Genomic DNA, 24,213 nt, shown 5'->3' on the forward strand with positions numbered 1-24,213 from the left:
ATGGATCAGTTAATCTGTAACTTGTCCATCAACAACACCGCTTGCGTGCGGGTATTGATATCGAGTTTTTTAAGCGCCGCACTGATATGCGCTTTCACTGTTGCTTCAGTAACGTTCATTTCGTGGGCAATCTGTTTATTCATCATGCCGGCACGAACGTATTTTAGTACTAATACCTGCTTCGGCGTCAGCTCTTTAAAACGCTCCAGCATGTCATTCATATTGCCACTGTTGAAAGCCATTTTCTCGGCGATATCAGCCGGTAACCACTGCTCACCGCTCAGCACAATATCAATTGCTTCGGCTATGGTTTTGGTTGGTGTTGCTTTAGTGATATAACCTTTTGCACCCAGCGTAATTGCCTGTGAAATAACATCTATATCATCATTGGCTGAAACCATCACAATGGGTAATGCTGGGCAACGTTGCTTTACTGTGGTGAGCGTATCAAACCAGTTGGCGCCCGGCATGGATAAATCCAGTAGCAGCAGGTCAACCTCTTTGGTGCGGTCAATGAGTTCAATCAGTGCATCCGTCGATTCAGCTTCAAGAACTTCCAGTCCTTCAAATAACGGCGTTAACGCGCCCGATAAAGCTTCCCTGAAAAGCGGATGATCGTCGGCAATTATAAACTTCATTAAATAGGAGCCTCGGTTGCTGTCATTATTATCAATCAGTATAGGTTAATACTAAAGTTTAAACGATTGAAGTAAAGAATGCTGTATTACCGATTATTTTTATCTGCAGGCTTGGTTTTCTGCCGTCACCGGGTAAAATTGCCGCTCAAAATGCTAATAAAGAAGAAATTATCGTGCCGAATAAAGACAATCTGTTTGCTACGCCCCTGGAGCAGGTCAGCGATTTTCAGTTTGATGATGCCGTAGCAGATGTATTTCCCGACATGATTAGCCGCTCTATTCCCGGTTACCAAACCATTATCGAAACCATTGGTCAACTGGCGGCCAGTCACGTGAAAGCCAATACCAACGTGTATGATTTGGGCTGCTCATTAGGCGCTGCATCGTTTTCTGTGTCACGCCGTTGCCCCGAAAACCACTGCAATATTATTGCAGTCGATAGCTCTGCCGCTATGGTTGAACGTTGTCAGCGCAAGGTAGACGCTTTTCAGTTGCCTAACCCCATTACGGTGAAACAAGGCTTTGCGCAATCGGAAGTGATTACCAATGCCTCTATGGCGATCATGAATTTTACCCTCCAGTTTATTCCGCCACCGGAACGGGCCGCTATTATTAAACAAATCTATGACGGGCTGTTACCCGGCGGCATTTTTGTTATTTCAGAAAAAATTCGACACGATGATGACCGCGGTAACGAAGTGATTAACAATTTGCACCTGCAGTTTAAACGCCAGAACGGTTACAGCGAGCTTGAGATCAGCCAGAAACGGGCAGCCCTTGAAAATGTGATGCTGATTGACACGTTTGATATTCACCAGGCACGACTCAAAGAAGCGGGCTTTGTTGATGTAGTAATGTGGTATCGCTGTTTTAATTTCATGTCACTGGTGGCAATTAAATAACCCGGGTTAAGTATTTATGTCTGAACTTTTTCACTCCTGCTATCAAGATCTGCTCAATGGGCCTTTGGCACACTGGCTCAATACCCTGCCCCGGCAAATGGATGAATGGCACAGCACTGCGCTGCATGGTGAGTTTAAAAAGTGGCAAAAGCTGGTAGCCAGGTTACCTGCCACTGATGTCAGTTCGCTGAACTTTAAAGAGTCCGTTACCATCGGGGCAGCAGCAGACATCGACACCTATACCCAAAAGCAGATTGAGGGATTGCTCCGACAGTTTATGCCATGGCGTAAAGGGCCGTATCACGTTCACGGCATTCACATTGATACAGAGTGGCGTTCCGACTGGAAATGGGAGCGGGTATTGCCTCATCTCGCACCGCTGGCAGGCCGACAGGTACTGGATGTAGGCTGTGGCAGTGGCTACCACCTGTGGCGCATGTATGGCGAAGGTGCCGCCGCAGTTTATGGTATTGACCCTACCCAGTTATTCCTTATCCAGTTCTTAGCAATTAAGCACTTTATCGGCGACGCACCAGTTCACTTTTTACCTCTGGGTATTGAACAGATGCAACCGGTGGGCGCATTCGATACCGTATTTTCCATGGGGGTGCTCTATCACCGCCGCGATCCCATGGAGTTTTTACAACAACTTAAGTCACAATTACGCAAAGGCGGCCAGTTAGTGCTAGAAACGCTGGTAGTCAATGGTGACGAACAAACAGTATTAATGGCAGGCGACCGTTACGCACAAATGCGCAATGTCTGGTTTTTACCCAGCTCAAAAGCGCTGTTAGTGTGGTTAAAGCGGCTCGGCTTTACCGACTGCCAGGTGGTGGATGAGTGTGTAACCAGCACCGAAGAGCAACGCGCTACCAGTTGGATGACCAACCATTCCCTGGCTGACTTTCTTGACCCTGAAGACCCTTCTAAAACGATTGAGGGTTACCCAGCCCCAAAACGGGCGGTAATTATAGCGAATAAGGGATAAACCGCTTCTTAAAGCATGCTAACACCTGCTTTCGATCGCTTTTTGTGCAATCATAACCAAAAGGGATCGTTAAGCAGTAATTATCGACTGAATTGGCACAGATGTTGTAACAAAATTACAAGTATGCTGTGCGAATCATCAATAACTAAGGCAGCTTTATGGACATTTCTACATTTCTTGCGGCGCATCAACTTCCGGATAGCTACCGCGACATTGCACAAAAATGGTTCATCCCATTGGCAGATGAAATCCATGAGCACCAAATTAGTGCAAAGAAGCCATTTTTTGTTGGCGTTAATGGTTGCCAGGGCTCGGGAAAATCGACGCTGTGTGACTTTTTAGTGTTTTATTTCAGCGAGTTCAAAAAGCTCAATGTGGTGTCGTTATCGCTGGATGATTTTTACCTGGATAAATCGAGCCGCAACGCGCTGGCGATAAAAGTACACCCGCTGCTCGCCACCCGGGGCGTACCCGGTACTCACGATGTTGCACTGGCGCAAACCACTTTCGACCGGTTACGAGGCTACGGTACTGTCTCTATTCCACGCTTCAACAAGGCTACCGACAACCCATTTCCGGTGGTGGAATGGCCGGTTATCCATTCGCCACCAGACATCGTGCTGGTTGAGGGCTGGTGTTGGGGTGTAAAACCGCAAACCAGGCCCCAGCTGGCTGATCCGGTTAATGCACTGGAGCACGACGAAGATCCACTAGGAACCTGGCGTCATTATGTTAATAAACAGCTGGCTGAGTCTTACCAGACCCTGTTTGAACAAATGGCGTTCTGGGTAATGCTCAAAGCGCCCTCTTTTGATCAGGTATATAACTGGCGTAAAGAGCAGGAACATAAGCTAGCTGCTAAACTGGGTTCAAATAAAACGCACAGTGGCATTATGACCGATTTGGAAATCGAGCGGTTTATACAGCATTATCAACGCTTAACAGAGCATAGCCTGGAAACATTGCCGGCGCAGTGTAATTACGTTTACCATCTGGATGAAACCCGTCAAATCACTCATGTAGAAAAGGCTGTTTAATGGATCAATCAAGTACTGTGATCTTTACTGATATGGACGGCACTTTGCTGGATCATCATACCTATAGCTTTGCCGCCGCCCAGCCCACGCTGGATGCGCTTGCGGCGCGCGGAGTACCGGTGATACCAAATACCAGCAAAACCTTCGCGGAGATGACCGAACTGCGGGAAAAGATCGGTTTGAACGGCCCGTTCGTGGTGGAAAATGGCGCAGCGGCTTATATTCCGCACGGCTTTTTTAAACAAAAACCGGCCGGCACCATTTGGCAGGATGGTTTTTGGTGTAAGTCCTTTATATCTTCCAAGGGCTACTGGTTAAAATTACTTGAAATAGTTAAAGCTGATTTTGCGGGAGAGTTTACTCACTTTAGCGAAATGAGCACCGAAGACTTAATGGCTGCCACCGGTTTGAGCGAGGACGAAGCCCGCTTAGCAGCCAAACGCCAATTTGGCGAACCGGTAATGTGGCTTGGTAGTGATATTCGCAAAGCCGAATTTATCGAATCAGTCAGAGAACGTGGTGCGACTCCGCTGGAAGGCGGCCGTTTCATCCATATTTCCGGAGACTGTACTAAAGGTAAGGCACTAAGCTGGTTTATGGAAGAGTATCGACGGCAATCGGCGGTTACGGCAACGTCTATTGCACTAGGTGATGGCAAGAATGACATCGCTATGATGGAAGCGGCAGATATAGCCGTGCGCATTGCATCGCCCACGCACGAGCCTCCTCCACTGGATAAAAAAGATAATATATATACCAGCACACAACTTGGCCCTGAGGGCTGGACAGAAATGCTTACACAATTGCTTTCATTGAAAGATTAGGAGGACACATGGCCGATTTTTACCAAAACGGTGTCGTGACAACGCTACACAATCTCGCCAGCCGCTCGACTGAAGCACTCGAAGCTGAGCTGTTACGCTTTTCTCAGAAACGTCCAATGGCGCTCATTTTGCCATCACTGTTTTCAGAGCTTGAAGGACCGGCACTAGGTCATATCGTTGACGAACTGACGAATGTCCCTTACCTGTCTGAAATCGTTATCGGACTGGACCGGGCCAATCTGGAGCAGTATCGTCACGCCCAGGGCTTTTTCAGCAAGTTGCCACAGCACCATCGAATTTTGTGGAACGACGGCCCACGCTTAAAAGCCATTGATGAAGAACTACAGGCTCTCGACCTTGCTCCTAAAGAGCTCGGCAAAGGCCGCAACGTATGGTATTGCATGGGCTACATTCTGGCATCTAATAAAGCGGAATCCGTGGCCCTGCACGACTGTGATATTATTACCTACAACCGCGACTTACTTGCTCGTCTGATTTACCCGGTTGCTAACCCACAGTTTAACTATGAATTCTGTAAAGGGTATTACGCCCGGGTCGCCGACGGTAAAATCAATGGCCGCGTTTCCCGCTTACTGGTAACACCGTTGTTGCGCGCGCTCAAACGCACACTGGGTGACAACGAATACATCGAATTTATGGATAGCTTCCGCTACCCGCTGGCCGGTGAGTTTTCCTTCCGTCGCGACGTACTTAACGATATTCGGATCCCGAGTGACTGGGGCCTGGAGATTGGCGTACTGTCGGAAATGCATCGTAACTATTCACATAATCGCCTGTGTCAGGCGGATATTGCCGAAACCTACGATCATAAACACCAGGATCTGTCGCTGAATAACGAACAAGGCGGCTTATCCAAGATGTCTATCGATATTACCAAAGCCCTGTTCCGTAAGTTAGCTACTCAGGGGCAGTCGTTCAGTAATGAAATGTTCCGCTCGATTAAAGCGACTTATTATCGGATTGCCCTGGACTTCGTTGAAACCTACCACAACGATGCGGTAATGAACGGCCTGTCACTGGATATTCACAGCGAAGAAAAAGCCGTAGAAATGTTTGCCAGTAACATTATGAAAGCGGGTCAGCATTTCCTTGAAAACCCAATGGAAACTCCGTTTATTCCAAGCTGGAACCGCGTAACCAGTGCGGTACCCGACATTCTTGATCGCCTGCTCGAAGCGGTTGAAGCTGACACAGAAGAATTTAAAGGATAATCAATGACAAAACGCTGGGATTACTTACACGAGAAAATTAGTCATCATCTTCAGTTTATTTATGCAGATGTGGTCACCAGCACGCCGATTGGCGAGCTGGCCACAGAGCTGATGAACACTATCGGCCTGAACCAGGAAGATGACATAGTGATCCCCGAGCCGCACCAAAATTATTGGGACGAGCAGGATATCGTAATGATCACCTACGGTGATAGCGTGATCAACGAACACGAGTCACCGTTGTTTACGCTGTTCAGGTTTTTACATACCTACTGCAAAAACACCGTAAACAAGGTACATATCCTGCCCTTCTTCCCGTTTAGCTCCGATGACGGCTTTTCAGTAATAAACTATTCAAGTGTAAACGAATCACTGGGTACCTGGTCGGACGTACATCGCATTGCCGCGGAATACGGCCTGATGTTTGATTTGGTGATTAACCACTGCTCATCCCGCAGTATGTGGTTTGACAACTTTATTAAAGGCGAAGGCCCAGGCAGTGACTTCTTTTTAACGGCCGATCCAACGGCGGATTTAACTGATGTGACCCGCCCGCGTACCAGTCCGTTACTGCGTGAAACTGAAACCGCTAGTGGTACCCAGCACGTGTGGTGTACGTTTAGTCATGATCAGGTGGATTTTGACTTTAAAAACCCCAAGGTGCTGATCACCTTTATTCAAATCATCAAGCATTACATTGATAACGGCGCCAAATTATTCCGCCTGGATGCGGTGGCCTTTTTATGGAAAATCATTGGTACTAAATGCATTAACCTACCACAAACCCATGAAGTAATACGCCTGATGAGAACGCTGATTGAGCATGTGGATCCCAGTATTATTATTATTACTGAAACCAACATTCCCAATCGCGAAAACCTGACCTATTTTGGTAACGCTAACGAAGCCCATGCCATTTATAACTTCTCGCTACCGCCGCTGTTAGTTAATACCATGGTGACCGGAGACTGTACTTACCTGAAAAGCTGGATGATGAGTATGCCACCGGCGCAAAACGGTACCACCTACTTTAACTTTATTGCTTCCCATGACGGCATTGGGTTACGCCCGGCGGAAGGTCTGCTGAGTGACGAGGAAATCGGTACGCTGGTGCAGTCGATGCAAAACTTTGGCGGCCGTATTTCGTGGCGTTCCAGCGAGCATGGTCAGCAAAAGCCTTATGAAATCAACATAACATTGTTTGATGCCATGCAAGGCACGGTAAAAGGCCCGGATAAATTCCAGGTCGACCGCTTCTTGTGTGCTCACGCGATAATGCTCGGCATGGAAGGTATTCCGGGGCTGTATATCCATAGCTTGTTAGGTACCTCCAACGACTACGATAAAGTGGCGAATACCGGCCAGAACCGCTCGATTAACCGCAAGCGCTGGGATTACTCTGAACTGGAATCACAGCTGGACTCACCCTATTCGCAACATCATAAGGTGCTAACGCGGTTATCGCAGTTGATCCGCATTCGTAAGGCTCAGGAAGCTTTTCACCCTAACGCTACGCAGTTTACCTTACAGTTGGGTCCGTCACTGTTTGGTTACTGGCGTCAAAGCCTGAATCGCAGACAAAGCATTTTCTGTATTTCTAACGTAACCGATGAAGAACAATCCATTTTGTTATCCGATCTGAATTTGATTGGCACCGACAACTGGATTGATTTGATCACCCGCGACCAGATAGAAGATGTTCTGGGCTTTGTGCAATTAAAGCCGTACCAGACAGTGTGGCTCAGCAATATGGATTACGAAGAGTACCGTAAAAGCCAATAGATAACGTAAAGGCTCCTCAGGGAGCCTTTTTAATGTCTGGGATCGGCACTCCAATATCCTATTCCGGCTGATGCGACTCCAGTGCATCGAAAGTGCTGCCAATAATTTTATATAGATCCTGCTGGTTAAACGTATACTTCTGCTCGGTTTGCACACAGTGAACAAACTCCAGATCAGAGGCTGGATAAACACCTAACATATGAATACCTACCCCGGTATGAAAAATGCCTTATCTTGCCTTTTTTCGTTTGCATTGATCACGTTCCATAACATGCCAATTCCATGTATTTCCCTCCCTCAGTAAACTAAACATCTCGCAATTCTGTGTTATAAATTTCAATAAACCGAAGAAATTTATTAACCGATATTGGAGTTTTACTGACGCTCTCCCTGGTACTGCTAATACCACAGGTTGGTTTTCTAGCTGTCTGTTATTTCGATAATTCCAGGTACCCGGGCAATAGCGCCTGTAGCAGTATATAAACTAGTACCGTTACCAAAAAAATAGCTGCTAATAACGAACGCAGCCTAAACATCGCCTTTTCTAAAACCGTAATGATCTGCCAGCTATCCATGTTTTCCCTCGATATAACTTTTAATTTGTTACCGATTCCATATTTATTCCCTGTAATGTATTGCTAACAGCCTAAATTCGCGCAGCAGACGTGTTGGCTTTAAATACTGTTGTGCAATAGTTCTGAACCTACTGCTTTTATATAAGGTCCGACACCCCCTGACCAATTTAAATCGAATGGCCCCGGAGGGTAACTGGCGATGAAAACTCTGATATTCGTTGTTTCATCTTCCGCACTCTCCACAATCAAATCTGCGCAAGGAAGGATCTTGTTTTCGCCAAAGTACATTTTATCGACCAAATAGTGAACAGAAGCCTCCCAACCTGCTGCAAGCACTTGTGTTGTTGTTATGAGATTGATGTTTTTACTTGGCAGTTCCTGCCCCAGGCGGAGGCTTGCCTGATCAATTGCCTCTTTCAATGACCCTTTTGTAAGGACCGCAAATTCCGTCTTCGTCATTTAATACTCCCCAAAAAACACAGCGCCCGCATAACGGGCTGCAAAGCTTGTCTGACATCAGGCTTGCTGCGACAAAGCCCACTACACTGAGTATCTTTTCTTGCCAGCCACTCAGTGTAGTGGGTAGAGTCAAAGCCTGATAAGAGCCAGCATATTTTCCCCCTCTTCGTCTAGCCTAACCTCATGAAAGCTAAAACTTGAATAAAACACTTTAGCAACCGGGTTTGCCGGGTTATAGCATATTTCGATTTCTTTGAGGTTCAGCGTTGTTTTAATCGCACTAATAATCTGAGACAACGCAACTCTGCCAATGCCCTTATTCTGAAAGTGCTTATTGAGCAAGAACCGCCAAATGGATATTTGGCGATATTTCCTGAGCCTACATGAGAAATCCCACGGGTTCTCCGTCGCAATAGATAGCTTCGCAAGTGTGCCCGGCATTATAAAAGGACTCGACAAGAGACCACATGTTGCAGGCTACATAATTTTCTTGAAAGTCGGCCACGTCTAAATCGCAGACTGATACATAATTCAATTTATCAATATCTTCCAGTGAAATTCGCATATTCATCCTGAATTCTACCCTGCTTCAAAGGCTACACTGAAACCCTGCCTGAGTTTGATAAGCTTTATTCTCCAACGGGAGGCTCCCAAAGCTCAACCTTATTTCCTTCAGGGTCTATTACCCAACCAAATTTGCCAAATTCGGATTCTTCGGTGTTGCTTAGCACATTACACCCTTCATGTCGGAGAGCGCTTAAGAGCGCGGCAAGATCAGCGACTCGATAATTAACCATAAAAGACGATTCGCTAGGTGTAAAACTATCACCATTACCAATCATCCAAGCTGTTGAGCCAGCATAAGGCTTTCCTTTATCATCCACCCACTTAAAGGATGTGCCGCCCCAAACCTGAACATCAATCCCGAGGTGCTGTTTGTACCAATTCTGCAGCATCTCTGGATTTTCAGCTTTTATAAAAATGCCGCCTATTCCTGTTACCCTGGTCATGTTTTCGCTCCCAGCTTCATTTTTTCTTCATTAATCCTTCATTACGAAGGCTGCGATGTACTTTTTTGATTATCTGACGCTTAGCAAAGGGGCAAACATATAGCACCATATTATGCGCCGCTACCATTATTGACAGACTTATTTAATAAAGTAACACATAGCAAGAAATAGAAAATCGCCGATTAAATTTTGAGAATGAATGCTCAAATTGATACTGGTTTCCAGGTAAGTGGCCGGGTCTTTCAAGATCAGCTCAAGAAACCAAATGCCGGCTACGGCAAACACTAGATAAAAAACGGTTACAAACTATCGATGTCGAACCCCAGAAGAAGCAATAGTCGGTTGTGACATTGTCGCGCATCGGAAAGAAATAGGCTGTTAACAAAGCATTGCAGCGGACAAGCCGCTGAATGCGATGTTCTGTTTCATAAAGAGATATTATGGATTTTGATAAGCGAGTGAGTGAGCTTGGCATTAAATATAAATTTTAAATTATTCAACCCTTGTTCCTGCTATTTATTAAGCGAATAGAATGATGGTTTCAATATTCTAAATCGTTTCAATGATATTAAGATTACTCCAAAGACAAATGATGAAATCAGAAAAATAGCGCAAATTACCGCTATTGACGTAAAACCATTTTCTGGTTCGAGAACAGCATATGGAACCCACCCATCTACTAAAAAACGGATGCCGGTTAAAACAAGCCAGAATAGGGGGTAGAGCCCTGCTATATAAACTTTCGATACTTGAACTGAGACTTTAGGCCCTTCAATACACCAGTCAACTAGAAGTATTGATCCGGTGATAAGGTGAACCATATAATTTGCCCAAAGGAAGCGTACTCCAACATCATCCCCACTAACAAATGACCAATATAGTACAGTTACCATAACAATATTCACCGTTGCTATGAATCGGATAATTTCAATATGAAAGGGCCGCTCCTCTAACGTATATTTTGAGGATACTAATAAAGCAATTGCTCCTAAAATATTCCCTTGATTTGTCCAGTATCCAAAAAAATTTAACGGCTCTAATGTTCCGCTAGCCCAAGAGTCAATCCATAGAATAAGCAGAGTCCCCAGGATCAAGAAAGAAAATAGAACCCTTACATATTGCCACATAATTTTCTTGTTTCTCACTAACAGCCCTCTCTAGTCAATACGAAGTTTGTGGAATGGCGCTTTGTGGTAGCGTAGCGACCGCCACAAAAAGGGCGATGGAACAAACTTTCTGACTGGCACGTATTGTTATGTTGTGATGATGGATAAGCTGCAATCAACTTTTAGCTCCCTGAATATCTCTAATGCCCGGTACGATACGTCTACACCCGCTGTATGACTGCTTGATCTATAGCCGCAAAATACATCTACGCTCACCTTTTCTGTGCTTTCTCGTCGACGTTACTCCAAGCTTGCTTTCAACTTCTTCGAAGTCAACGCCTGACTCTGAAAATATTCTCAGAGTGGCTGAATAATTAAAGTAGAGTTCTTCTCCCATTATTTAACTCTCGGAATTACGAAAATATAGACACAATGACACCCTGTGAAATGCTAGCCTCCGCATTTTCGTGGGTTAGCTGAAAGCCACCGGAGCGCCAACCGGAACCATAATTAGTTTGCTTAAGACTACATCATTTGGAGGCTAGCATGAACATACCTAGCATGATTGTAATCGGTTTGGATACGCACAATGAGTTCCATGAAGTGGCGTACTGTGAAGAACAAACGGGGGGCGTGTCAGGTTCACTATGGCCGTATCCCCTCTTCCAAGGTCAGCGTTAAAAAGCTTATCCGCCAGTTTGAATCTAAATATCCTGGCGCGACTCTGCACGTTGTTTATGAAGCGGGCCCGTGTGGCTACTGGATTTATCGTCTCATTACTAGTCTGGGGTATTGTTGTTATGTGGTTGCCCCTTCTATTATTCCCAAAAAGCCTGGAGAGCGAATTAAAACCAACCGCCGGGATGAGCTGAAGTTGGTGAAGTCATTAAGGCCTGAAGACCTCGCCAATCTATGTCCCGGAGCCGGAAGATGAAGCGGTTCGGGGTTTGTCCCGTGCTCGTGAAGCAGCAATGAAGGATTTATAAGAAGCCAAGCACCAGCTTAAAGCCTTACTGCTGCGCAATAACATCCGTTATGAAGGCACGGCCAACTGGTCGAAGAAGCACCTGCGCTGGCTCACTGAACTCATATTGCCTCATCCGGCCCAGCAAATCGTCTTGCAGGAACAATTGCAAACCATTGAAGAACGTATCCGTCGACTAGAGCGGCTGGATAACGAACTCACTCATCATGTTCACCAATGGCGATATTATCCGGTAGTGAAAGCCATTCAGGCCATGCGGGGTATCAGGTTGTTGGTGGCTGTCGGCTGGTAACAGAGCTCGGTGATTTACACCGCTTTAACCATCCCAGAAAACTCATGGCGTATTTAAGTTTAGTCCCCAGTGAACAATCCTCTGGTGGTAAACGGCATTTGGGAGCGATTACCAAATCCGGTAATGGCCGGGCCAGGCGCGTACTCATTGAAGGGGCACATAGCTACCGCTATCCGGCAAAGGTCTCAACTGAACTGCAATTACGCCAGGAAGGTTTACCCAAAGACATCGTTGATATTGCCTGGAAAGCGCAGCTTCGTTTGTGTAAACGCTATCAGCGCATGAGCAAGAAAGTGTGAATAAAAAGATAAAGACAACAACTTTAGTTTGTTTAACAAACCCGCCTTCCTAGCTTCAAGTTACTATTTCTACAACTAACGTACTATTTTTCATCAAAATGTCAATGAAGTATCAACCTGATTGTACACCCTCAACATGCCATAATGTTTAAATCTTTAGGCATTGGCACTATTTTGCTATAAGTTAATGACTGGTAATTCGGGAGATAATCATGAGCACTTTTACTTCAAGCCCTGCTACTCAGCTATCAATCAAGCATATTGCTGCGGTCACACTGAGTTTATTACTCATCCCTTTTATTGCGGGCCTGTTTACCGTGCAGGTTAACTGGTCGGTATCAGACTTCATTATTATGGGCAGTCTGTTATTCATTGCCGGCAGCGCGTTACTAGTTACTTTTAAATACATAACACGCCCGGTACGTTTTATTGTAGCCAGCCTGGTATTAATTACATTCCTTTATCTGTGGGCTGAACTTGCAGTGGGTGTATTCTTCAATCTCGGCAATTAGTTAACCCGCGAATTCAACTCAGCAGCTTGTCACTATTTTTTTATTCAATAATTGCATCAGGTAGCAAAATCTTATAATTTCTTCTCTGTAGTGTTGCCGTGCCCCTTCGGCAATGATCTTTATTCAGGGACGAAATATGTTCAGATATACTAAGCACTTTGCCATTACCGGCGCGTCAATGATTTTGGTTGCCTGCGGTGGCGGAGGTTCTGATTCCGGTAGTCCGGGTTCCAGCCAGCCACCAGCGCCTACACCCACTCAAATCATTGCCAACGCCAAAGATTATACAGCTGCGCAGTTGAATGATGCCGGGCGCTCGCTGGCTAACAGTAATTACAGCGGGCAAACTACTGATGCCGAGCTGACCCCAGCGTTTATCCAACGTGTTGTGCTGGATATGTTTGGTGAAATAGGCGAAACCCCCGTTAATATTCCATCGATTGGCGATGAAGACTTCACTACTGAAGTGAGCAATGATGGAAGTGTAAACGCTACCTTTATGTGTAATTACCGCGGTACGGTTAATTATGATGGTAAAGTCGATGATAACTTTCTAGGTAACTTAACACTTCGCTACACCAACTGTGAAAACGAAGACGACTGGGTAATTTCCGGCTCTGTTGCCGTAACGGTAACCGCTCTGAGTGAACAGGAAGTTGCTTATACCGTTAACTTTGCCGGGTTAAACTGGACTATCGAAGGCCAGTCCGTGGCTATCTACGGCACTCAAACCCACCGCGAAAAAGAAACCAATACCAATTATGCTGTAGAAACTACCCAGTACCTCACATTTGATATGGGAACAGAGTCCCTACGAATGGACTCACAGGCTGATATTTCTTATTCCTACAATACCGGTATTGTCAGTTTTGATCTTTCCGGTGAGCTGTACTTCAGCGATGCTGGAAAAGTAAACCTGGCATTTGCATCCAACGATGGACTGCCACCAAACAGCTATGAAGGTTTGTTAACCCTTGAAGCAGACTCAACCGTCACTGTTCAGGTTCAGGATAGTACTCTGCTGATCAACAAAGACACCGATAACGACGGCACCATGGATACCGGCACGTATTTAGCGTCCTGGTATGCGCTGATGTTCGATGACATCAGCAGCGTCGAACTTGTCAGCCTAGATATTCTTTCACGTCCGCCTCAGGTATATGGGGTTGACTGGTATTTCTATGAAGTGCTTGCAACAACGCCCGTAGAAGTGTCACCGGGCTACTATTCCGATCCGGATACCCCCGAAGACGAGCTTGAGATTACCTACAACTGGTACGTAAATGGCGTGTTGCTGGAAGATCAGCACAGCAATATCCTGCCGGCCGGTATAGTAGTGCACAACGATACGCTGGAAGTGGCCATGGTAGTGTCTGATGGTGCTAACCGCATTCAGGGCCGCCTGACTTCTTTCCAGGTAGGCGACTCGCCTGCCCAGGTTGAGCTGCAAAATGTACCCGAAACGGTAAGTGCCGGCTCACAGGTGCAGTTCTCGGCGCGTATTGTCGATCCGGATGTGCGGGACTCTTCTTCTAATGCTTCGCTCATAGCCGGTCCGGCAAACGCCAGTATTGACGAAGACGGATTAATCACCTGGGATGTGCCGGATAACTTCCTGTTTCCGCAACAGCATTACGAGTTTACCTTTGGCTGGCCAGACAGTAGCAATACCGACACGCACAGTGTGAGTATTGAAGCCACATCAGACAACGCCGATATACTCGTTCGCAGTGGCATTGAAGTTCCCTACAGTAACGACTCGCTGTGGGTGGCCGATTTCGACGGCGATGGCAACAATGAGCTCCTGACTACGGATTCGTCACGAGGTATTTCGCTTATTAAAGTCAATAGCACCAGCTACGAACAAAGCTGGATGTATGGCGGCGAAATCGGCGTGGCCGGCCCTATCAAAAATGTCATGGCCGGCGACGTAAATAATGATGGTAAAGCCGATATTGTAGTTGCCACAGCACATGGCGTAAGCACTATCACCGACCTCAACGGCTCGGCCAATCCGGTGTATAGCGATAACAACCGCTTTATCATCTCGGCTCGTGTGACAGACATTAATGGCGACAATATCCCGGAGTTGTTGCTTCTTTCTAGTGACGACGATTATGGCGACACTGAACGCCAGCTCGATATACTAGCCTTCGCATCGCCGGATACACCGCTGTTTACCTTCAATGTCGATGTTGCGGATGATTTTGCGGTAGCCAATGTGGATAACGATGGGGCCATGGAGCTCATTGTAAATACCGGCTTGGTTTACGATCTCGAAACCGGTGAAAACCAGTGGTACAACGGCTCTGGCTTTGGTAGCGACCATGTGGCTGCTGGCGACATCAATGGCGACGGCGTTGCCGAAATCTTTGGAGCCAACAGATGGGGAGCAGTTACCGTTTACGATGCCAGAGACCGTTCTCAGTTAGCCTCAATAGACGATTTAAATATTTGTGACCTGTATAGCTACGATATCGATCAGGACAATAGAGACGAACTAATTACTGCGGATTGCCAGCGGGGTGAAATCTCCGCTTATTCTCTCAGCGGCAGTTCACTGGTAAACGACTGGCGTATCGATATGATTTCTGCTAGTGGAGTGTCACTCACCGCCGGCGATGCCGATAATGACGGCGAATTGGAATTGTTCTGGTCAACCGGGATTTCCACCACGGGTGAGGACATTCTGGCTTCTGCAGATGTCACTAACGGTACACCCATTACCAATGAGCAGCGTACGGCAGTAGAGCTAGATTACTTCACCGCCGCTGGCTGGGCCGACCTGTTACCTGGCGATGAGCAGGCGGTATTTTTCGTACCCAGTTCGTCAAGCGGCTATGACGGTGGCCGGATCCTTACCATGGATAGTGACGGTGTTACTGCAGTGGGTGACGAATTATCCAGTAACTGGGATAACAGCACCAGCGCGGTTACCGCTGACTACAATAACGATGGTGCCGGCGATATTTTTGTCCCCACCACAGAGCTCTACAATGGCGCGATTTCGGTTATCCAACTCTATGATGGCACGGTGCAGTGGTCTAATACTGGTGACTATGACAACGACATTGGTATCATTCGTGCTGTTGACATGAACAATGATGGCTACGAAGACCTGGTTTACGAAGACAGTAACCAGTTAAAAGCGGTCGATGTGCAAAATCAGTTGTTACTAGCCACTTATACGTTCAGCAATTACATTTCTGATTTCACGGCTTATCACGATGGCACGCAAAACGTCGCCATCGTCAGTCATGGCGATAAAGTGTCATTGTTAACCCGCACCAGCTCGTCTTTTGCTGAGCAGAGCTTTGTTGAGCAGCATTGTGATCGGTTGGAACTGTTTAACTACGACACCGACAGCGCCCCTGAACTGCTCTGCGTCTCAGAACTCACGCAGTGGTCGTACGGGGATGAAACGTCAATCATCGTGTACGAACTCAACGATAATATCCTTACCGAAGTTCAACGCACCACGGCCAGTGCTGCACTTGACGTGGTTGTAGATGTCTCTACTGAGAACGAACAAGGATGGTTCCTGGTCATTTATGAATCTGGTGAATATTACGACTCGAGCGATGTAAACCGGGTCGTTAAGTTCGATCACAACGGCTTTAAGATCTGGTCTGGCACTCAGCTCGTTGGTCGGCCAAGCAGGCAAAGTATGCGTGCCCGAATGGGCGAAAACGGCCTTGAAATGCTAATTGGCACCAGTGCTGCCATGTACTGGTTACGTTAACGTCACGTTGCTTAAACAGGTGCCTGTTGTACTCAGGCACCTTTTTCCTCGGTTAATCCCGCAAATTGTTGTTTTCTTCTAAGTAAATCTCCTCGTACATAGAAAACCCGCACTTATCTGTTAGACTCTAAACCATGCACTTTCCTGTTATCTTTGCTAATAAGCCACTTTAGCCAACGAGGCCTATGCAGACATCCACCAAATCGTTGCGGCAACGCTGGCTTACAGCTGAAGTCATTTTAATTACCGCTGTCGGCTATTTTCTACTGGGATATATCGGACAGTTAATGGCAGTTCCCCCGGGCCTGGCTACTATCATATGGCCCGCAGCAGGACTTGCTTTGGCCGCTGTTCTGGCATTCGGCCAACGGGCATTACCTGGCGTTTTTATTGGTTCATTGAGTATCAGTCTTTATATTCGACTAAGCGCCGGTAACGAAGCCAGCGACTGGCTGATACCGCTTCTTCTGCCACTTTACGCTACACTACAGGCCCATGTAGGCTATCTACTGGTGCGGCGGTTTGTCGGCTTACCCATGACCTACCGCAAGCCCGCGGTGATCTTCCGGTTCTTGTTTGTTACCGCTGTGCTGAGTACGCTGGTAGGCTGTACTTTAAGCGTGCTGTTGCTCCTCCAACAAGGCATAATCAGCGAGGAAAACCTGTTATCTACCTGGTTAAGCTGGTGGACGGGCGATGCCATAGGGATTATTTTTACCCTGCCCTGGTTATTATCATTGTTTCCCCGTCTGGCCGTTTCGCCTTTTCCCAGAAGCCGCTTTACAATTGCTTCACTGGCCGGCTTTTCACTGTTCGTTGCTGTATTATGCACACTGGCCATCAATGAGGAACGCAACAAGCAAGCCGCCGAGTTTAATAACAATGCCAGTACCCTGGCTAATAATCTGGAAGCCAGTGTCAGTAACGCCACCAATATCCTGCACTCGGTTGAAGGTTTGGTAAAAGCCGAACCCAATCTCACACCCTCGCAATTTCGCCGTTTTACCGCCAGGATTCTCGATAAAAACCCGGTTTTACAGGGCTTATCCTGGAATATCCGGGTAACCGGCGATAACGTTTACCATCTCCAGTCTCTGCTTCAAGGTAGTTATGCGGTAGAGAACGCCAGTCTCGAATTTACAATCACCGAGCGTAATGCTAACGGCGAACTCATCCCTTTTACGCCGCGGCCTTTGCACGTTGTGGTAGCCTTTATTGAGCCTTTTGCCGACAACATAAAAGCCCTTGGTTACGATGTGTATTCGCAGGCGTCCCGACAAGAAGCGTTAAAGGTTGCCTGGCAAACCGAAGAGATTTACCCCACCACACCCATTATGCTGGTACAGGACGATAGCCAGCAAGCTGGGGTATTGCTGTTCCTGCCAGTTAAGTCTGGTTCGGGCAATACCTTACAAAACGGTTATGCCACAGGCGTTATTCGCGCTCAGGATTTGGCATCACTGGCTTTTAGCAAAGCAGAAAACAACGACGCTATTTTGTTAATGGACCCCATGGCCGGTACTGAAAGCCGTATCCTGTTCAGCAAAAACCTAAGCCCTGCCCAGCAACAGCAGTTATCTTCAGCCAGCCAGAATGAGCAACAGATCTCTAACGAATTCCCTCTGCTTAACCGCTACGAAATATCGCTGGGTGTCAGAAGCTGGGTATTGTATATCGCTAACGAAAACACCTTTATCTATCAGCCCTGGGGCGTACACCTGTTACTCGCCAGTGCCACCCTGTTTGCCGGTCTGCTCGGCTGGTTTATGGTCATCGTCGCCGGCTATACCGATGAAATAGAATTTGAGGTAGATAAGCGTACCAAGGAGCTCTCACTCACTAACCAGCGTCTTGTACTCTCAGAGCAAAGACAAAACGAAGCCATGCAGCAGGCCGAAAAATCAAACCGCGCAAAAAGTGAGTTTCTGGCCAATATGAGTCATGAGATCAGAACGCCCATGAATGCCATTCTGGGCCTTAGCCGACTGGGCCTTAAAGACCACACGCCGGAACAGGCAAAAGACCGGTTTACCAAAATCCATCAGGCGGGTGAACTACTGCTAAGTATCATCAACGATGTTCTCGACTTTTCTAAAATCGAAGCCAATAAAATGAACCTCGAATCGACCACCTTCTCACTGCGTGAAATTATTGGTCAGCTCGATGACTTATTCCGTGGTCAGGCCGAAGCCAAAGGGCTCAGTTTTACCTGCCGGTTTGGTAAAATCTCACAGGCGTACTTTGTGGGCGATTCGCTGCGTATTAAACAGGTACTGGCCAATCTGTTAAGTAATGCGATTAAGTTTACCCATAAGGGAAGCGTTACCCTGATGGTCGAGCAACAGCAAGATAGTAACGGTAAAAACCTGCTTTGCTGGCATGTACAGGACTCCGGGATCGGGATGAGTCCGGAATTACAGGCGGTCCTTTTTGAGGCTTTTACCCAGGCCGACTCTTCCACCAGCCGGGTGTATGGCGGCTCAGGACTTGGCATGACCATCAGTCATCGCCTGACCACCGCCATGGGCGGTGAGTTAGATGTCAGCAGTGAATTAGACAAAGGGACGGAATTTACCTTTACCGTACCGGTCACTGTGGCCACTATCGAACAACGGGCTCAGTATCAAAACCTCTCCAGCAGCAGTCCACAAGTGGAACTGCCCGGGCCTGCCAACATTCTGGTGGTTGAAGACAACCTGATTAATCAGGAAGTCATAAAAGAACAGCTCATCGGTCTGGGCATGAAAATCACCCTCGCAAATAACGGTCAGGAGGCGGTCAAAGAGGTTCGCGAGAGAGCCTTTGATATTGTCTTAATGGATATCCAGATGCCAGTGATGGACGGCTATACGGCAACCCGTGAAATACGCCAGTTGGGCATTGCGGTGCCGATCATCGCCCTTACCGCCGCAGCCATGTTTGAAGATAAGCAAAAAGCCCTGGCATCGGGCATGAACGACCACCTGAGCAAGCCCTTTAAAGAAGCCGAAATTCTGGCGATGATAAGCAAGTGGTATAACCACTCTGCAAAGGAATGAAAGCGCGGGGTCGCAGGCATGTAAATATCGCGCGTGATAGTGCTATACTCCGCAACAAATTTTGTTGAGTCAGTGCCTTATGTCTAATTCACCCTGGTTATCATTATCCGATGCAATCGCCACTATGCTTAGCCATACGCAGCCGGTATGCGTTAGCGAAAAAGCAGAGGTAAAGGCAGCCATTGGTCGGGTTCTGGCCACGCCAGTGATTGCATCACTTAACGTGCCGCCCTGCAATAACTCGGCAATGGATGGTTATGCCCTGAAAAGCAGTGATGGCCATGCGGGCAATATGCTTGAGGTGGTCGGCTCTGTTTTTGCCGGAGATAGTCAGTCCCCTCCAGTCATGCCGGGCCAGTGTGTTCGTATTATGACCGGCGCTCCTATCCCGGCCGACTGTGATGCGGTGATCATTCAGGAAAATATCAGCCGGGAAGACGAAATTATTACGCTGCAAACCAACACCACGCCACTGGCGAATATTCGCCTGACGGGAAGCGATATTGCCCGGGGCGACCATCTGTTTGATGCCGGGCATCGATTAACTGCCACCGATACCATGCTGTTAAGCTCGCTGGGCCTGGCCTCGGTTGACGTATACCGTAAGCTTACCGTTGGACTGCTAGCCACTGGCGATGAACTGGTCGAAGCTGGTAACCCATTGGAACCGGGCCAAATTTACGAGTCTAACCGCACCGGTGTAGCGGCGCTGTTGCATAACTGGCAGGTACAAATTAATAACCTGGGGATCGTGGCGGACAGGCCGGATACCCTTAAGCAGGTGTTGCAGCAGGCTCAGCAAACCTGTGACGTGATCATTTCCAGTGGTGGTGTGTCGGTAGGCGATGCTGACTTTGTTAAACCCGTGCTCGATGAGCTGGGCGAGATTGGTTTTTGGAAGGTCGCCATTAAACCAGGCAAGCCTTTTGCGTTTGGCCGCTTAGGCAACGCGGTATTCTGTGGCCTGCCGGGCAACCCGGTTTCTGCCTGCGTGACCACCGAACAATTAGTGGTACCGCTCATTCGCCATTTGCAAGGTGAATCCGGCCTGGGTAACGGCCATCGTCTAACCCTTAAGGCGCAAATTACCTGCAATATCAAGCGTCGCCCAGGACGGCTGGATTTCCAACGTGCTGTTTTCAGCCAGAATGAGGCAGGCACGCTTATCGTTACGCCACTGGCAAAACAAAGCTCAGGGGTGATGACCAGCTTCAGTCAGGCAAACTGCTACATGCTGCTCCCGGCCGAAGCTGATGAGCTGACAAGCGGTGACTGGGTAGATATTCAACCTTTTTCCATTACCGGTAAGCTGTATTAATGATGGTGATATCCCCACGTACTGCATTGGAGAGCCGCCGTCTCATTAAGCTGGCCTGGCCGTTACTAATAGCGCAAATTACGCAAATGCTAATGGGCGTCAGCGATACTATCATTGCCGGGCGCTACAGCGCCGTGGATATGGCTGCAGTAGCTCTGGGATTTAGTATTTCTATCCCTATTATGAGTTTTATTCAGGGAGTTGCGCTGGCTATTCCGCCACTCATTGCACGCTTACACGGTGCTAAAAGCGTTGATGATGTGGCTAACGCCACTCAGCAAGCCGGCTACTTACTGTTACTGGTAAGTCTCGTGCCATTCTTTGGCGCGTTTTACGCCGGTAGCATCGTGAACCTGTTTCCCATGGAAGCTAATCTTGCCGGGATCACTACCGAATATGTGTATTACGTGTTTCTGGCGTTTCCGGCCTTTGCACTATACCAATGGTCACGTAATTACTGTGAAGCGTTAGGTCACACCAAACCCAGCATGATCATCACGGTGATCGGCCTGGCGGTAAACATTGCCGGAAACTTTCTGTTTGTGTACGGCGGTTTTGGCATCGAAGCCATGGGTGGTGCGGGTTGCGGTGTCGCCACCGCACTGGTATTTGTGGCGATGGCCATTGCTACCTTAATTTACATTAGTCTGGCCCCCCGGTTGCGCCGTTACGAGTTATTCCTGCTCTGGCACAAACCTCACTGGCGCACCATTTTACAAACGTTTCGGCTTGGTCTGCCTATTGCCATGACGGTGTTATTTGAGGTGACCTTATTTGCGGTGATCGCCCTGTTGCTTGCTCCGTTTGGCGCCAATATTGTAGCTGCCCATCAAATTGCCTTAAACTTTTCGGCGTTAATGTTTATGTTTCCACTCAGTATGGGCATGGCTATTTCTATTCGGGTTAGTTACCGGCTTGGTCAACACCGTATTCGTCAGGCTCGCGTGGCAGTGAAAAGTGCTATTGTCATCGGTCTGAGCGTTGCGTGTTTAACCGCTACCTTTACCCTGTTAGCCAAAGGACTGATTATCAGTCTTTATACCAGTAACGAAGCGGTATTTGCCATCTCATCGCAACTTTTGATTTACGCGGCGCTGTTCCAGTTCTCCGACGCCATTCAGGTGATTTCTGCCAACGTTCTGCGTGGTTACAAAGACACCACTGCCATGTTTTATATTACGTTTTGCGCCTACTGGCTGATTGGGCTGCCAATTGGTGTGATTTTAGGTCGCACAGACTGGCTTAGCAGCGAGCCAATGGCAGCCGATGGCTTCTGGATAGGTATTATTGCCGGGTTGACCAGCGCAGCAATCATGCTCGGCTACCGGCTGTATATTGTGCAAAAAAGGCTTCAAGCCACCACATCTTAAGGTGAAAAGGAGTGTCATTCAGCTCACCTGAATTGCACAACTGATAGTAATAGGTAATCATAAATTCAGATTCACATGGGAGTGGTGTATGGATGATCTTTTCCTGCTACGTTATTTTCTGGCGGGCTTTTTTACCTTTGTAGCGGTATTTTACACAGTATTAATCCTGCATAAAAAACGCACGCACCAGCCCATTGTCACCATGGGACCCACTTACAGTTGCCACTGGTGGAATCATCTGGCATTCAGGGTATTTCGCGCCATCATCTGGCTGGTAACGGTGGTTATCGCCTTCAACCCGGCGGCCTTTCAGTATTTACTGCCTTTGGAATGGCTGCTTTTAGCGCCATTGCAGTGGTCTGGTGCAGGCTTCTTGTTGCTTGGTTTTACGCTTGCCGTGGGGGCTAATTTTTCACTGGGTCAGCAATGGCGCAGTGGCATTGTAAACAATACCGATCACGCCCTGATTGAGCACGGTTTGTATAGCATCAGCCGTAATCCGGGCTACATCGGCGTCGCCATTGCTCAGGTTGGATTTTTTCTGGCTTTACCAAGCCTGTTTAGTTTGGTGTGTATGCTGGTTGGACTGGCAGCACTTCGCAAGCAAACGCAATTAGAGGAAGTATTTTTAAATGCCCGCTACAAAGACCGCTATCTGGCTTACCAAAACCTGGTACCGCGCTGGTTATAACCTGTGATCGATTTTATACCGGTTCTTATTTACTTTTTCGCGGTTATCGACCCCATCGGCACCCTGCCGGTATTTATCGCCGCAACCAAGCAGCATACGCCAGTACAACGCCGCCTTATCGCACTTATCGCTTTTATGGCCTCCAGTGCAATACTGCTGTTTTTTATTGTTGCCGGTGAAATCATCTTAACCGCTATGCATATACCGTTAGCGGCTTTTCAGATAGCCGGTGGCATAGTGCTGTTTATTTTTGCGCTGACGATGATTTTTGGTGAAAGTAAGCCCGAACAGGAAATTAAAATGGCCGCCACTATTCGGGAAACGGCGGTTTTTCCCATTGCCGTGCCTTCTATTGCCAGCCCGGGCGCCATGCTGGCAGCCGTATTGTTAACCAAAAACAATGTTTATACACTGTGGGAGCAGGCGCAAACCGCCGCCATGATGATGGTTGTTCTGATAATGACACTGGTGCTGATGCTGGCGTCTTCCGTGATTATTCGGCTCATAGGCAGTGCAGGCGCCAGTATTATCAGTCGCGTTATGGGCTTCATTCTGGCCTCGCTGGCCACCACTAATATACTGGCGGGGATCAGCGATTATTTTAATCTTGGTGTTGCTGCCATGAATTAATGATAACGATGATGACCATGACGGTCGATATTGTGGTGGCCGTCCAACTGCCCTGCCCGGTGTTTTGGCTCTTCGGGTGAACCATGTTCAGTCACAGGCTCCGCCGGCCCCTCCGGATATCGCGCCCGACGCCATAAATCGCCAATCAGCGGATCGTCCCCACCTGGTTCGTCATCCTGCCAATGGTAGTGTTTTTCAGCCAGTTTTGGATCCTGCCGCCAAAATAGCAGGGCTGCAACCACACCGCCGAGCGCCCCAAAGAAATGGGCTTCATAAGAAATGCCCGGATCGCGCGGAAAAATCGACATGATCATGCCGCCATACATAAAAAACGCAATCATCATTAGCGCTACCGAGCGCTTGTCTTTGCGCAGCAAGCTTACGGTAAACAAAAAGAAGAACAAACCGTGACTTACGCCACTGGCGCCAAGATGCACCGACTCACGGCCAAACAACCACACCCCGATGCCAGAACCCAACCAGGCAAAGATAAGCACTTTTAATCGGGAATTCGGGTAGCCATAGCGCAACATGGCGCCCAGTACAATTAACGGCAGCGTGTTGTTGAACAGATGCTCATAGGAACCATGAACCAACGCTGAAGTGACCACTCCGTACAATCGACTCCAGTCATGTGGGATAACACCCAGCACATTTAACGGTAGCTCAAACAATACCCCAGCCGACTGGATTACCCAGAGCAGCGCAACAGCTATTACCACCGGCAGGATAGCTGAGCTTAAGGCGTAGTTTGATTTGGCTTGATTCATTCTCCAGATATAG

At 47.7% G+C, this 24,213-nt stretch carries 20 protein-coding genes and 2 pseudogenes; 14 read left to right on the forward strand and 8 right to left on the reverse strand.

The window, feature by feature from the left end; all coding sequences use genetic code 11:
- Positions 1-5 precede the first annotated feature (5 nt).
- Complete coding sequence (locus AC2T0J_RS19285; protein WP_489807366.1) at positions 6-638, reverse strand: response regulator transcription factor; 633 nt, start codon at positions 636-638, stop codon at positions 6-8.
- 173 nt (positions 639-811) lie between these two features.
- On the opposite strand from AC2T0J_RS19285, the gene cmoA reads away from it, so the two are divergent.
- The 6 genes from cmoA (at position 812) to AC2T0J_RS19315 (ending at position 7,403) form a co-directional block, all read left to right on the forward strand.
- Positions 812-1,540, forward strand: coding sequence for a carboxy-S-adenosyl-L-methionine synthase CmoA (cmoA, locus tag AC2T0J_RS19290; RefSeq protein ID WP_489807367.1), 729 nt, complete (start codon positions 812-814; stop codon positions 1,538-1,540).
- Positions 1,541-1,556: 16 nt separating this feature from the next.
- Positions 1,557-2,528: a tRNA 5-methoxyuridine(34)/uridine 5-oxyacetic acid(34) synthase CmoB gene (cmoB, locus tag AC2T0J_RS19295; RefSeq protein ID WP_489807368.1), complete on the forward strand. Its 972-nt coding sequence runs from the start codon at positions 1,557-1,559 to the stop codon at positions 2,526-2,528.
- A 158-nt stretch (positions 2,529-2,686) separates the two neighbouring features.
- Positions 2,687-3,565, forward strand: a complete 879-nt coding sequence (locus AC2T0J_RS19300; RefSeq protein WP_489807369.1) for a kinase — start codon at positions 2,687-2,689, stop codon at positions 3,563-3,565.
- Positions 3,565-4,389 carry an HAD-IIB family hydrolase gene (locus AC2T0J_RS19305; RefSeq protein ID WP_489807370.1) on the forward strand — a complete coding sequence of 275 codons (825 nt, stop codon included), beginning with the start codon at positions 3,565-3,567 and terminating at the stop codon, positions 4,387-4,389. The genes AC2T0J_RS19300 and AC2T0J_RS19305 overlap by 1 nt, the downstream gene beginning before the upstream one ends.
- An 8-nt stretch (positions 4,390-4,397) precedes the next feature.
- Positions 4,398-5,621, forward strand: coding sequence for a glycosyltransferase family protein (locus tag AC2T0J_RS19310; protein ID WP_489807371.1), 1,224 nt, complete (start codon positions 4,398-4,400; stop codon positions 5,619-5,621).
- Positions 5,622-5,624: 3 nt separating this feature from the next.
- Positions 5,625-7,403 carry a sugar phosphorylase gene (locus tag AC2T0J_RS19315; protein ID WP_489807372.1) on the forward strand — a complete coding sequence of 593 codons (1,779 nt, stop codon included), beginning with the start codon at positions 5,625-5,627 and terminating at the stop codon, positions 7,401-7,403.
- 58 nt (positions 7,404-7,461) lie between these two features.
- Here AC2T0J_RS19315 and AC2T0J_RS19320 read toward each other — a convergent pair whose 3' ends face one another.
- The 6 genes and pseudogenes from AC2T0J_RS19320 to AC2T0J_RS19345 all read right to left on the reverse strand — a co-directional run bounded on the left by AC2T0J_RS19320 (position 7,462) and on the right by AC2T0J_RS19345 (position 10,950).
- Complete coding sequence (locus AC2T0J_RS19320) at positions 7,462-7,602, reverse strand: hypothetical protein (RefSeq protein WP_489807373.1); 141 nt, start codon at positions 7,600-7,602, stop codon at positions 7,462-7,464.
- Positions 7,603-8,077: 475 nt separating this feature from the next.
- Positions 8,078-8,437, reverse strand: coding sequence for a hypothetical protein (locus AC2T0J_RS19325; protein ID WP_489807374.1), 360 nt, complete (start codon positions 8,435-8,437; stop codon positions 8,078-8,080).
- Between the two features lie 129 nt (positions 8,438-8,566).
- Positions 8,567-9,002: pseudogene (locus AC2T0J_RS19330) on the reverse strand (GNAT family N-acetyltransferase).
- A 64-nt stretch (positions 9,003-9,066) separates the two neighbouring features.
- On the reverse strand, positions 9,067-9,447 hold the full coding sequence (locus tag AC2T0J_RS19335; protein WP_489807375.1) for a VOC family protein: 381 nt from the start codon (positions 9,445-9,447) through the stop codon (positions 9,067-9,069).
- 512 nt (positions 9,448-9,959) lie between these two features.
- A complete protein-coding gene (locus AC2T0J_RS19340) occupies positions 9,960-10,592 on the reverse strand; it encodes a Pr6Pr family membrane protein (RefSeq protein ID WP_489807376.1) in 633 nt (210 codons plus the stop codon).
- A gap of 208 nt (positions 10,593-10,800) precedes the next feature.
- Positions 10,801-10,950, reverse strand: a complete 150-nt coding sequence (locus AC2T0J_RS19345) for a DUF4279 domain-containing protein (protein WP_489807377.1) — start codon at positions 10,948-10,950, stop codon at positions 10,801-10,803.
- Positions 10,951-11,099: 149 nt separating this feature from the next.
- On the opposite strand from AC2T0J_RS19345, the pseudogene AC2T0J_RS19350 reads away from it, so the two are divergent.
- The 8 genes and pseudogenes from AC2T0J_RS19350 (at position 11,100) to AC2T0J_RS19385 (ending at position 23,430) form a co-directional block, all read left to right on the forward strand.
- A pseudogene (locus tag AC2T0J_RS19350) lies at positions 11,100-12,129 on the forward strand (IS110 family RNA-guided transposase).
- A gap of 212 nt (positions 12,130-12,341) precedes the next feature.
- Positions 12,342-12,641 (forward strand): hypothetical protein, encoded by a 300-nt coding sequence (locus AC2T0J_RS19355; RefSeq protein ID WP_489807378.1) that lies wholly within the window; start codon positions 12,342-12,344, stop codon positions 12,639-12,641.
- A 136-nt stretch (positions 12,642-12,777) separates the two neighbouring features.
- Positions 12,778-16,383 (forward strand): FG-GAP-like repeat-containing protein, encoded by a 3,606-nt coding sequence (locus tag AC2T0J_RS19360; protein WP_489807379.1) that lies wholly within the window; start codon positions 12,778-12,780, stop codon positions 16,381-16,383.
- Between the two features lie 185 nt (positions 16,384-16,568).
- Positions 16,569-19,421 carry a response regulator gene (locus AC2T0J_RS19365; protein WP_489807380.1) on the forward strand — a complete coding sequence of 951 codons (2,853 nt, stop codon included), beginning with the start codon at positions 16,569-16,571 and terminating at the stop codon, positions 19,419-19,421.
- Positions 19,422-19,500: 79 nt separating this feature from the next.
- Entirely contained in the window at positions 19,501-20,739 is a 1,239-nt protein-coding gene (gene moeA, locus AC2T0J_RS19370; RefSeq protein WP_489807381.1) for a molybdopterin molybdotransferase MoeA, read from the forward strand.
- Positions 20,739-22,109 carry an MATE family efflux transporter gene (locus AC2T0J_RS19375; protein ID WP_489807382.1) on the forward strand — a complete coding sequence of 457 codons (1,371 nt, stop codon included), beginning with the start codon at positions 20,739-20,741 and terminating at the stop codon, positions 22,107-22,109. The genes moeA and AC2T0J_RS19375 overlap by 1 nt, the downstream gene beginning before the upstream one ends.
- A gap of 88 nt (positions 22,110-22,197) precedes the next feature.
- Entirely contained in the window at positions 22,198-22,800 is a 603-nt protein-coding gene (locus tag AC2T0J_RS19380; RefSeq protein WP_489807383.1) for a methyltransferase family protein, read from the forward strand.
- 3 nt (positions 22,801-22,803) lie between these two features.
- Positions 22,804-23,430 (forward strand): MarC family protein, encoded by a 627-nt coding sequence (locus AC2T0J_RS19385; RefSeq protein WP_489807384.1) that lies wholly within the window; start codon positions 22,804-22,806, stop codon positions 23,428-23,430.
- Here AC2T0J_RS19385 and AC2T0J_RS19390 read toward each other — a convergent pair.
- Positions 23,427-24,200, reverse strand: a complete 774-nt coding sequence (locus tag AC2T0J_RS19390; RefSeq protein ID WP_489807385.1) for a rhomboid family intramembrane serine protease — start codon at positions 24,198-24,200, stop codon at positions 23,427-23,429. The genes AC2T0J_RS19385 and AC2T0J_RS19390 overlap by 4 nt on opposite strands.
- Between the last annotated feature and the right edge of the window lie 13 nt (positions 24,201-24,213).

It is taken from the genome of Alteromonas sp. ISO5 (assembly GCF_058105165.1).

Coding starts and splice junctions, on each gene's coding strand:
- AC2T0J_RS19285 (WP_489807366.1), bottom strand. CDS start 638: ATGAAGTTTATAATTGCCGACGATCATCCGCTTTTCAGGGAAGCTTTA.
- cmoB (WP_489807368.1), top strand. CDS start 1,557: ATGTCTGAACTTTTTCACTCCTGCTATCAAGATCTGCTCAATGGGCCT.
- AC2T0J_RS19300 (WP_489807369.1), top strand. CDS start 2,687: ATGGACATTTCTACATTTCTTGCGGCGCATCAACTTCCGGATAGCTAC.
- AC2T0J_RS19305 (WP_489807370.1), top strand. CDS start 3,565: ATGGATCAATCAAGTACTGTGATCTTTACTGATATGGACGGCACTTTG.
- AC2T0J_RS19310 (WP_489807371.1), top strand. CDS start 4,398: ATGGCCGATTTTTACCAAAACGGTGTCGTGACAACGCTACACAATCTC.
- AC2T0J_RS19315 (WP_489807372.1), top strand. CDS start 5,625: ATGACAAAACGCTGGGATTACTTACACGAGAAAATTAGTCATCATCTT.
- AC2T0J_RS19320 (WP_489807373.1), bottom strand. CDS start 7,602: ATGTTAGGTGTTTATCCAGCCTCTGATCTGGAGTTTGTTCACTGTGTG.
- AC2T0J_RS19325 (WP_489807374.1), bottom strand. CDS start 8,437: ATGACGAAGACGGAATTTGCGGTCCTTACAAAAGGGTCATTGAAAGAG.
- AC2T0J_RS19335 (WP_489807375.1), bottom strand. CDS start 9,447: ATGACCAGGGTAACAGGAATAGGCGGCATTTTTATAAAAGCTGAAAAT.
- AC2T0J_RS19345 (WP_489807377.1), bottom strand. CDS start 10,950: ATGGGAGAAGAACTCTACTTTAATTATTCAGCCACTCTGAGAATATTT.
- AC2T0J_RS19355 (WP_489807378.1), top strand. CDS start 12,342: ATGAGCACTTTTACTTCAAGCCCTGCTACTCAGCTATCAATCAAGCAT.
- AC2T0J_RS19360 (WP_489807379.1), top strand. CDS start 12,778: ATGTTCAGATATACTAAGCACTTTGCCATTACCGGCGCGTCAATGATT.
- AC2T0J_RS19365 (WP_489807380.1), top strand. CDS start 16,569: ATGCAGACATCCACCAAATCGTTGCGGCAACGCTGGCTTACAGCTGAA.
- moeA (WP_489807381.1), top strand. CDS start 19,501: ATGTCTAATTCACCCTGGTTATCATTATCCGATGCAATCGCCACTATG.
- AC2T0J_RS19375 (WP_489807382.1), top strand. CDS start 20,739: ATGATGGTGATATCCCCACGTACTGCATTGGAGAGCCGCCGTCTCATT.
- AC2T0J_RS19380 (WP_489807383.1), top strand. CDS start 22,198: ATGGATGATCTTTTCCTGCTACGTTATTTTCTGGCGGGCTTTTTTACC.
- AC2T0J_RS19390 (WP_489807385.1), bottom strand. CDS start 24,200: ATGAATCAAGCCAAATCAAACTACGCCTTAAGCTCAGCTATCCTGCCG.